Origin of the sequence: Dyella sp. (assembly GCF_035508675.1) — a bacterium.
Lineage (GTDB): Bacteria > Pseudomonadota > Gammaproteobacteria > Xanthomonadales > Rhodanobacteraceae > Dyella_B.
Genome location: NZ_DATJMN010000325.1, coordinates 1 through 4,078, shown reverse-complemented (window position 1 = coordinate 4,078; position 4,078 = coordinate 1). Strand labels below are relative to the sequence as shown.

The 4,078-nt window shown below is 63.7% G+C and carries 5 protein-coding genes; 4 read left to right on the top strand and 1 reads right to left on the bottom strand.

Going from position 1 to position 4,078, the window contains the following annotated elements:
* The 3 genes from VMA74_RS17340 to VMA74_RS17330 form a co-directional block, all read left to right on the top strand.
* The coding region (locus VMA74_RS17340) for a GFA family protein (RefSeq protein ID WP_325369225.1) at nt 1-409 on the top strand (409 nt) is incomplete at its 5' end.
* 160 nt (nt 410-569) lie between these two features.
* Nucleotides 570-2,723, top strand: coding sequence for a penicillin acylase family protein (locus VMA74_RS17335; protein ID WP_325369227.1), 2,154 nt, complete (start codon nt 570-572; stop codon nt 2,721-2,723).
* A 76-nt stretch (nt 2,724-2,799) separates the two neighbouring features.
* Complete coding sequence (locus VMA74_RS17330; protein WP_414649630.1) at nt 2,800-3,246, top strand: SRPBCC family protein; 447 nt, start codon at nt 2,800-2,802, stop codon at nt 3,244-3,246.
* Between the two features lie 65 nt (nt 3,247-3,311).
* Here VMA74_RS17330 and VMA74_RS17325 read toward each other — a convergent pair whose 3' ends face one another.
* Nucleotides 3,312-3,758, bottom strand: a complete 447-nt coding sequence (locus VMA74_RS17325) for a DUF2501 domain-containing protein (protein ID WP_325369221.1) — start codon at nt 3,756-3,758, stop codon at nt 3,312-3,314.
* A 31-nt stretch (nt 3,759-3,789) separates the two neighbouring features.
* Here VMA74_RS17325 and VMA74_RS17320 point away from each other — a divergent pair.
* Nucleotides 3,790-4,078: hypothetical protein (locus tag VMA74_RS17320; RefSeq protein WP_325369219.1), on the top strand; the 289-nt coding region annotated here is incomplete at its 3' end.

The window sequence follows — 4,078 nt, the reverse complement described above, 5'->3', positions numbered from 1 at the left end:
CATGCAATTCGAAGGCGGATGTTATTGCGGCGCGCTGCGCTATATTGCGGACGGTGAGCCGATGATGAAAGGGCAATGCCACTGCCGCGAATGCCAGTACATCAGCGGCGGCTCGCCGCATCTGTTTCTGGTGCTGCCCGCGGACGGCTTCCGCTACACCAAGGGCACGCCCAAGCGTTATTCGCGCACCGATCTGGCGCGGCCGGTATCGCGCGAGTTTTGCGCGGAATGCGGCACGCATATCGTCACGCGGCGGCCGGATCTTCCGGCCGTGGTACTGAAAATCGGCACACTCGACGAACCGCGCCTGTTCGGGGCGCCGCAAGTGGCGATCTACACCTGCGACAAGCAGCCGTTCCACCAGATTCCCGAGGGCATGCCCTCTTTCGAGCGCTTGCCCGCCGGCTAGCGGCCGAAAAGGGGCCGCGGCACCCTGCCAAAGGTCAACTTAACGGTCCCCGCTGCAATCGCTACCATGGCCTGGTACCCCGGGGAAGGTCATGACGCTTATGCACAATCGCCGTATTGCACACATGGCGCGCGTGACGCGCTGCGTGCTGGTCGCCGCCATGCTGGTATCGGTTGGCGTGGCGCGCTCGGCGCATGCGGAAAGTGCCGACGAGGCGCGCTGGCAACGCGAAGCCCAGGCAGTCACCATCACGCGCGATAACTGGGGCATCGCCCACGTGCACGGCAAGAGCGACGCCGATGCCGTGTTCGGCATGGCGTACGCACAGGCCGAGGACGACTTCAACCGGGTTGAAACCAATTATCTCAATGCGCTCGGGCGACTGGCCGAAGCGGAGGGCGAGCACGCCATCTGGAGCGACTTGCGCATGAAGCTGTTTATCGATCCGGTCGAGCTGCAGCGCCAGTACGCGGCCAGTCCGTCCTGGTTGAAGGCGTTGATGGACGCCTGGGCGGACGGCTTGAACGATTATCTTGCCACGCATCCCCAGGTGCATCCGCGCGTGATCAAGCGCTTCGAACCGTGGATGGCGCTGAGCTTCAGCGAAGGCAGCATCGGTGGCGATATCGAGCGCGTGTCGCTGGACGGTTTGCGCGCCTTCTACGGCCACGGCGAACAAACCGTCGCCAGCCTGGACCCGCCGGCAAGCTGGGTTGAACCGTCCGGCTCCAACGGCATCGCCATTGCGCCCAAGCTCACCGCCGACGGCCACGCGCTGCTGCTGATCAATCCGCACACATCGTTCTACTTTCGCTCCGAGCTGCAAATGACCAGCGACGCGGGGCTCGACGCCTACGGTGCGGTGACCTGGGGGCAGTTCTTCATCTACCAGGGTTTCAACCGCCACATCGGCTGGATGCATACCTCCACCACGGCCGATGCGGTGGACGAGTTCGCCGAAACCATCGTGCGCAAGGACGGCAAGCTGTTCTATCGCTACGGCAGCGCGCTGCGCGCGGTGTCGCAGCGCGAGGTCACTGTGCCGTACCGCAAGGGCGACGGTTCGATGGGGCAGCGCAGCTTTACGGTATACGCCACGCATCACGGCCCCGTCGTGAGCGAGAAGGATGGCAAATGGATCGCCATCGCGCTGATGAACACGCCGCTCAAAGCGTTGGAGCAGAGCTGGCTGCGCACCAAGGCAGTCGATTACGCCAGCTACATGAAAGTCGCGGCGCTGCAAGCCAATTCATCGAACAACACCATCTTTGCCGACGACAAGGGCGAGATTGCCTACCTGCATCCGCAATTCATCCCTCGACGCGACGACCGTTTCGATTACACCAAGCCGGTCGACGGCAGCGATCCGGCCACCGACTGGAAGGGCCTGCACGCGCTCAATGAGTTGCCGCACCTGCTCAATCCTCCCAACGGCTGGATCATGAACACCAACGACTGGCCGTATTCGGCGGCCGGCCCTTACAGTCCGCGGCGCGAGGACTACCCGCGCTACATGGATACCGTGGGCGAGAACCCGCGCGGCGTGCACGCCACCATGCTGTTGACCGACAAGCAGGGTTTCACCGTGGAATCGCTAATCGCCACTGCCTTCGATCCCTATTTGCCGGCCTTTGCGCGCCAGCTGCCGATCCTCGTGCACGATTACGATGCGCTGGCCGCGGCCGATCCGCTCAAGCGCAAGCTTGCCGGCCAGATCGCGCTGCTGCGCCGTTGGGACTATCGCTGGGGCATCGCCTCCATGCCGACCACGCTGGCCGTGTTCTGGGGCGACGCCCTGTGGGACAAGATGGACAAGGCCGACAACGCCGAGGGCGTGTCGATGTATGACCGCATGGCCGCGCAGGCGGGTGCGCAGGCACGGCTGCAGGCGTTGGTGGAAGCCTCCGATCGCCTGCAGCGGGATTTCGGCAGCTGGGGCGTGCCCTGGGGTGAGGTCAATCGCTTCCAGCGCCTCACCAGCGATATCGTGCAGCCATTCAACGATGACCAGCCGAGCATCCCGGTACCGTTCACGTCGTCGCGCTGGGGTTCGCTTGCTTCCTTCGGTGCGCATCGCTGGCCCGGCACCAAGCGCTACTACGGTACCAGCGGCAACAGCTTCGTCGCCGTGGTGGAATTCGGCGACAAGGTGCGCGCCCGCGCCATTACCGCGGGCGGCGAAAGCGGCCATGCGGATTCGCCGCACTTCAAGGACGAAGCCGAGCGCTATACCACCGGCAACCTGCGGCAGGTCTATTTCTGGCCGGAGGAGCTGAAAGGACACATAGAGCGCGTCTATCATCCCGGGGCGTGAGCGGGCCGCTGTCGATTCCGCTGCACGCCGTTCGTCAATGCGCAGAGGGACTTCCTCTGCCTGCGAGAGCGTAGCCATGGCCACCCACACTCTTCGTCTTCATCGCGTATTGCGTGCCACGCCGGAGCGCGTCTACCGCGCCTTCCTGGACGCCGACGCCATGGCCAAATGGCTGCCGCCGAACGGCTTCACCGGCCGCGTGCACGCGCTGGAAGCCAGAGTAGGCGGCCGCTACCGCATGTCGTTCACCAACTTCACCACGGGCGGCTGCCATTCCTTCGGCGGCGAATACCTTGAGCTTGTGCCGAACGAGCGGCTGCGCTACACCGGTGTGTTCGACGATCCGAACCTGCCCGGAACGATGCAGACGACGGTATCGCTGCGCCCGGTGTTTTTCGGCACGGAACTCACGGTAGTGCAGGAAGGCGTGCCGGAGATGATCCCCGCCGAGGCCTGTTACCTCGGTTGGCAGGAATCGCTGGTATTGCTGGCGAAACTGGTCGAGGCCGACGTCAACCCTTGAAAGAAACACCGGCCGCAAGGCCGGTGTCGTGGTTTTGTGTCGTGCTCTTGCGCATGCACCCGGCTTCAGTGGCCGATGAAATGCTGGCCTTGCTTGAGCACCACGTCGCACGCCTTGGTGGTGATCTTCGATTTCAAATCGCTGTTGCCGCCGCCGACGTCGGCGAGGTTGGTGGTACGCCCGTTGCTGCCTTTGAGGATACCGCCCAGGCCGCTCTGGTAGTCAGTGTTGCTGGAACCGCCCTGGGTCTTGCCCAAAAGCTTGCCGGCGATGCCGGACGCGCCGGAATCGCCGCCCAGGTAATTGTTTTTCACGCAGTACTGCAGCAAACCTGCCACGTTACCCATGCTGCCGGAACTCATCGAGCTGTTGCCGCCGAGCAGGCCGCCCATTTTCCCGCCCAGGTCGCCCAATCCCTGCGCAGCTGCGGTGCCGCAGGCAAGGCCAAGCGCGAGGGCCATGCCGGCGACCGCGAAAGTAGCGGTGGCGGCGCCATGCTTTAGGGTGTTCATCGCGTCTCTCCCTCTACAAGTGATGCTGTCGATGTCGAAGCATGCGGAACGCGATGCCTTGATCGGCATGCTTCCCCAGCTGATTCGTGAATCGATGCTTCCACTCTTGGCAATCTCCGGCGCCTTGCCGGCCGAGCGCGGAAGCTTGCTCTTTCATGCGACTGAACGTCGCGGCGCGATCTTGGCACCCTGGTCGTCGCGCGGCAACTTGTGCGCGTGCGCCATTCATTTCAAACGTTACGCCTTCCTGCCACACCTGGAAGGCGCCCACGGAAGCGTGTTCTATTTCGTGCCGGCCCAGCCGGGAATCACAAGCCATG